Source organism: Pedobacter sp. 01T416_2 (genome assembly GCF_056398925.1).
Window position 1 is genome coordinate 1 of the sequence record NZ_JBFTQI010000373.1, and the last position, 5717, is coordinate 5717.

General features: G+C 39.5%; 5 protein-coding genes. All 5 read left to right on the forward strand.

All coding sequences use genetic code 11. The annotated features are described in order from the left end of the window. Window positions 1-389: RagB/SusD family nutrient uptake outer membrane protein (locus AC1DPQ_RS15820; protein WP_477610175.1), on the forward strand; the 389-nt coding region annotated here is incomplete at its 5' end. A gap of 30 nt (window positions 390-419) precedes the next feature. Further along, window positions 420-1166, forward strand: a complete 747-nt coding sequence (locus AC1DPQ_RS15825) for a DUF4843 domain-containing protein (protein ID WP_477610177.1) — start codon at window positions 420-422, stop codon at window positions 1164-1166. A 72-nt stretch (window positions 1167-1238) separates the two neighbouring features. Continuing rightward, on the forward strand, window positions 1239-2660 hold the full coding sequence (locus AC1DPQ_RS15830; protein WP_477610179.1) for a PKD-like family lipoprotein: 1422 nt from the start codon (window positions 1239-1241) through the stop codon (window positions 2658-2660). 64 nt (window positions 2661-2724) lie between these two features. Beyond that, window positions 2725-3858, forward strand: a complete 1134-nt coding sequence (locus tag AC1DPQ_RS15835) for a redoxin domain-containing protein (RefSeq protein WP_477610181.1) — start codon at window positions 2725-2727, stop codon at window positions 3856-3858. A gap of 24 nt (window positions 3859-3882) precedes the next feature. Continuing rightward, window positions 3883-5717 (forward strand): protein-disulfide reductase DsbD domain-containing protein (locus AC1DPQ_RS15840; protein ID WP_477610183.1); only part of this gene is annotated, 1835 nt, incomplete at its 3' end.

Below are 5717 nucleotides of genomic sequence, written 5' to 3' on the forward strand. Positions count from 1 at the left end.
TCGTTAAATACCGCAGAAACCCCTTAAGTGCTGAAACAGGCGCAAATTTACATTATCTGATGGCTCCTGCAATCAGGCTTAGTGAGATGTATTACATCGCTGCCGAGTGTTCATATGCAAATAATCCCACAACCGCGGTCAATTACCTTACACAGGTTCGTGAAGCGAGGCAAATAGGTGACCCTTTGACCATAAACAACGAAGAAGATTTATTAAAAGAACTGCTTAAAGATGCCCGTAAAGAATGGTTAGCCGAAGGCCAGTTATTCTATATGTATAAGCGGCTTAATAGAGGTATAGTAGGGCAAACTGGTGTAACCATTCCTGCTTCCGATAACATTTTCGTACTTCCTCTTCCTAACGATGAGATTGTTTATGGTGGCAGATAAAACAATTTGAAATTCTATTAATAGCAAATTATGAAAATATATATATTAATATTCGCAATTATCTGCCTTGTTTCATGCAAGAAAGCAGAAGAAATGCGTTTTGATCACAGTGCTAATGTCTATTTCGACATTTATAATGGTGATAAAGACAGTATAGTAAGAACCTTTGCCTATAATCCTACACTGGCCCAGGATACCGTGTGGCTACCTGTACGTTTATCCGGAATCAGAGCAGATGTAGAGCGGAAATTTAGTGCACGGGTAGATGCTGATTCTTCTACGGCAACTCTCGGAATTCATTACGAAGCTTTGAAAACTCAATATTCAATCCTTCCTAATAAAGGATTAGGATACATTCCTGTGGTTATTTATAATAAGGATAAGGAACTTGAAAACAGATCGGTTTCCATACTCATCAAATTAACCGGTACACCAGATCTGGGCATCGAAAACCCATATCTGATCAGGGCAAAAGTGGTGTTCTCCTCCAAACTGGAAAAACCAAATTGGTGGGATACCTGGCCGCTTCCTCCTTATTCGAGAACCAAACACGAGTTGTTTATTCTGGTAACCGGGCAAACCTCCCTTACTACCGATGGACTGGACGCACCAAAAAACCTCTATTATATAGGTTTATTAACCACTATGCTAAATAATCCATTTAATTGGGTAACTAAAAATGAAGCAAAAGGCTATGTAATTGAAGAGGTAACTGCAGGTAATACTAATAGTTATTATTTCTACAATAAAAAAATCCGGCCAAAAAAACGCTGTTGAGAAAAAACATGCAGAATGGCAAATACTATTTTATAGATGAAAACGGTAATGAGGTTATTTAAATGTAAAAACATGGATATTAAAAAATTAATCTTGTTAATAATTGGTGTGGTTTCTCTTGCCGCATGTCATAAAGACCTTGGCAATTATGATATCGATATGCCTATTGAGCCTAAACTGGCCAACCTCGATTCTGTTTACACTGCAAGTGTAGGTGATAGTTTGATCATCAAACCAAAAATAGAAGGTGTGGATGCGGCCAATATAGAACTTCAATGGAAAATCAGTGTAATGGAAGGGAATGACGTTCTTTATACCGGACCAGCTTTAAGAATCATATTTGGTTTGCAGGCTAAAAGATACGCTGCCCGTCTTACAGTGTTCAACAAAGCAAATGGAATGAAATATTTCCATAAGTTTTACATAGACGGGGGAACCGAGTTTGCCAGTGGTACAACGGTATTGAGTGTCGAAAATGGAATAACACAGTTTTCATTTGTAAAACCGGACGGTAGTGTAAAGGCCCGTTTATACAGGGCAATGCAGGGGAAAGATTTGCCTGCAAACCCTACAAATTTATTTCTGCTTAGGAATGCATTTACGGGCGGCACAATGTTAGGGTATTGGATTATTACAAAAAATGGCGGAATCAGGTTGGAGCCCAATACCATGCAGGAAGATCCAAAATACCCAAATACACTTAAGGATAACTTCTTTACGCAACCGGATAATCTTGAGGTTGGTTCACTGATCTCGCATCCTCAAGGGGTAATGATGGGCGTTGTAAATGGTAAGTTTTATGGTGGAACAACGAGCACATGGGATCAGGCTGCTACTTATGGAATGTTCGGCTTACCTGCTGATGGTGATTACGAATTGGCCCCGTCTTTTGTAATGAGCTTTACGCAATCGGCTACCTATTTTATTGGCTTCGACAAAAACAGAAAGCAATTTGTCAGGATCAATCTTTATGGAGCGCCTGTTTATTTTGGTACTCAATACTCGGTTACCACAACAAATGCTTTCGATCCATTAAATGTAGGTATGGATCTTATTCATTTGGAGCAACTTAATAACGCAGATTGTTTTGCCTATAGTAAGGGAACCGATGGAAAGATTTATGAATTAAAGTTCAATGTTCAGTTTAACGGGCCGTTTACCTTTACCCCTCAACATAAGCGTCTTTTTGTACGCCAGGAGTTAATTAACGAAAATACAAAATGGAGTGGTGCTAAAAATGGGGTAATCTATATTGCCAATGGTAGTAAAGTGTATCGGTATAATCCTGTAAATGAAGAGCTTATGGAGCTTGTTACTAGCTTTAGTGGTAAATCGATTACGATGCTAAAACTTACTGAAGACGAAGAAACATTGATGGTAGGAACAGAAGAAACCGTTTCATTTCTAAATATAGCTACAGGAATGAATGGTGTACTCATTAAAAAGATCGAAGGAATTCCCGGCGCTCCGGTTGATATCGCGATCAGAAAATAATGCTGTTCCACGCTTGGGCTTAAATCTGAGCGTGGAACTTATTTAAACATAAAGAAACATACAAATGAAAATCATAAAATTAGCAGTATTGGCCATTTTGTTACCAGTTTTAAGCTGGGCACAAGCGCCGAATTTTAGTTTAACAGGTAAAATAGGCACATTGGGAGCACCAGCGAAAGCCTATATCGATTACATGGACAATGGTGTAAGTCACGAAGATTCAGTAGCGCTTGTTAACGGAAGTTTCAAGTTTGCCGGACATATTTCTGGTAATGCCTACGCCCGTATGGCACTCGATCATACTGGTGGCGGTAAAGGTAAGGCAGTTTATACCGGAGATGTTATTTACTTTTATTTTGGTAAGGAACAGGTAACGATCACTTCAAAGGATTCTTTGGAAAACGCTGTTTTTAGTGGTTCGAAAGTTTACCAGGAATATGATGCCTATAACAAAGCTATTGGTGGTACCATTATGGCACTTACCAAAGCCGTTAATATAGATTTTAACCGTGGCACACCCGAGCAGCAAAAAGATACCGCTTACATGAAAGCAGTAGACCTGCGCTTCAGAAAAAACATCCAGAACAGAACCGATAAACAATTTCAATTTGYTAAAGAACACCCAAATTCATATTTCGCTTTGGTAGCACTTTCAGAAGCTGCCGGAAGTAAGGTTGATGTAGCCAAAGTTGAACCGCTTTTTATTGCCTTGAACAAAGCGTACCGTGAAACCGATATGGGAAAAGAACTCGCTCAGCGTATTGCCGCAAGTGGCATTACTGCTGTTGGAAATGTTGCGCCGCTTTTTACACAGAACAATGTGGTAGGCAAGCCAGTTTCGTTAGCCAGTTTAAAAGGAAAAGTGGTACTGGTTGAGTTTTGGGCAAGCTGGTGCGGTCCCTGCAGGGCCGAAAATCCGAACCTGGTAAAACAATATCAAACCTATAAAGATAAAGGCTTCGAAATTATTTCGGTTTCATTGGATAATGTAAAAGAACGCTGGTTAGAAGCGATTGAAAAAGATGGTTTAGACTGGATTCATGTTTCTGACCTGAAAGGATGGAACAATGAAGTAGGCCGTTTATATGGTGTACGCGCAGTACCTGCAAGTTTTCTGGTAGATGCGCAGGGTAAAATTATCGGTAATGGCTTGCGTGGTGAACCTTTGAACAAAAAGCTTGCTGAAATATTCAATTAGTTATTGGTTGATAAAATATAGATGATGAAAAAGATGCTAACGGCATGCCTGATGCTGGTTTCGCTGCTCACTTTTGGAACTGCGAAATATCGGGAGAAAATTGTATTGAAGGTTTTGTATGTTGGATATAATCCCGATAAACCAATGCCGAAAAATGTAGTTTATTATTCAACTACACCAGCTGTTGTCGAAAAAATATACAAAACCAGAATGGCAGATTTTAAAACCTTTTTGGAACAGCGCTTTACCGAGGTTAAAGTAATAGATGTGGCTGATTATAAGGTAGAAATGTCTGATGAGGTAGATGTAACCTTAATGGATGCCGGCCCTGTTAACATGCCCGCAAAATTTAGTCGCCCAATGGTTTTAATGCACGCCATGGCACCCAATGTGGGTTTACCTTTAGGTTTAAAGTTCGACTGGTACTGCCAGTGTCTGGATGACGAAGCCTTGAACATCAGAACCGATCATCCCATTTTTAATACCCCAAATGCTGTAAAATTAACTATGGTGAAAAAACCCACGCCTGGTTCTTTTTTTAATGGTCATCAGGGAGTTGGTACACCCAAAGAAATGAATAGGTGGCAGGTGGTAAAGCAAGGCTTTTCTTCCAAAGAACCTTATCTAATCGGCATGGTTTCGCACGGCGAAGGATTTAACGATTCGCCAGATGCTGAATCTATTTCAGGTGGCGTTTGTCTTAAAAATGCCGAAGCAGTGGCATTAGGTCGCCAAGGAAATTATTTTATGTGGGGTTTTGCAGGCTCTCCTGATTATATGACAGATGAGGCCAAAGATGTTTTTGTAAACACGATCTGTTACATCAAAAAATTCGATCATCTTCCGGCTATTGTTAAAAAAGTACAGATCGAAACCCGTAGTGGCATAGATGAACTGATTTATCGGTTAAGCAAAGATCTTTATAATCAGGCCATTGTATCACGTCGTGAAGGGAACCTGCGTATGCTGAAAATGCAACAGGAATTAAAAGATAAAAAAGCAAAAGGTGAAGATATTGGCCATGGCAACGAAATGTTTTTGAAAATGCCGGTAACCAACGATACCCAATCTTTTGAGGACTATGTAAAAAGTTATGCCGGAGATAGTTTATTTGCTATTTATGGTACTAATATCAGTCTCTATCACAAGTATTACCGTCAAAATTATGAATATTTCTATCCTTCTAGCGTGTATACCCTTCTGTTAGACCGTGATGCACAAAAGCTAGGTATTTCTAACCGTAAAGTGGCGCTTTTAGATAAATGTGTAACTTTATTGGAGGCCAACAAAGAGGTAGCGATGGCGCAACGTTTGCTCGAACGTTACACTACTCAAAAATTCAACAAAGCAGCTGAATGGAGAAATTGGCTCAATCTAAACCTTAATAATCTATTTTATACCGAATCTGGTGGCTTTAAATTCATGGTCAATACCTATGGAAAAAGCTTTCCTACTGGTCAACAGCAAAGTTACCAGTTGCCAAAAGCGATTGTTAATGATGAGCCTACCACGGCCGATCCGGTTGCGGTTTCTGCAAGGTTTATTCCTGGTAATGGCAATAAAAAAGACAGTTTGCTTATCGAAGCCAAAATTTTAAAAGGCTGGCATATTTATGCCTATGTATCTAAAGATAATCCATTTGTGGTTACCGAAACCAGATTGGAACTTCCTGAAGGTGCAGTGGCCGATAAAGAATGGAAAACAACAGCAGCTATTCCTTATCCGGGCAACGAGGGCATGTTTATTTTTGAAGGAAAGGCAAACTTTAGGATAATGGTCGATTACAGCAAGGCAAAAGCAGGCACTAAAATTAAATGTGGTCTGTACTATCAGGTGTGTGATGAAACCAAGTGTTACCC

What these genes read in the sequence shown, in the direction of transcription:
- AC1DPQ_RS15830 (WP_477610179.1), top strand. Translation starts at nt 1,239, where the DNA reads ATGGATATTAAAAAATTAATCTTGTTAATAATTGGTGTGGTTTCTCTT.
- AC1DPQ_RS15825 (WP_477610177.1), top strand. Translation starts at nt 420, where the DNA reads ATGAAAATATATATATTAATATTCGCAATTATCTGCCTTGTTTCATGC.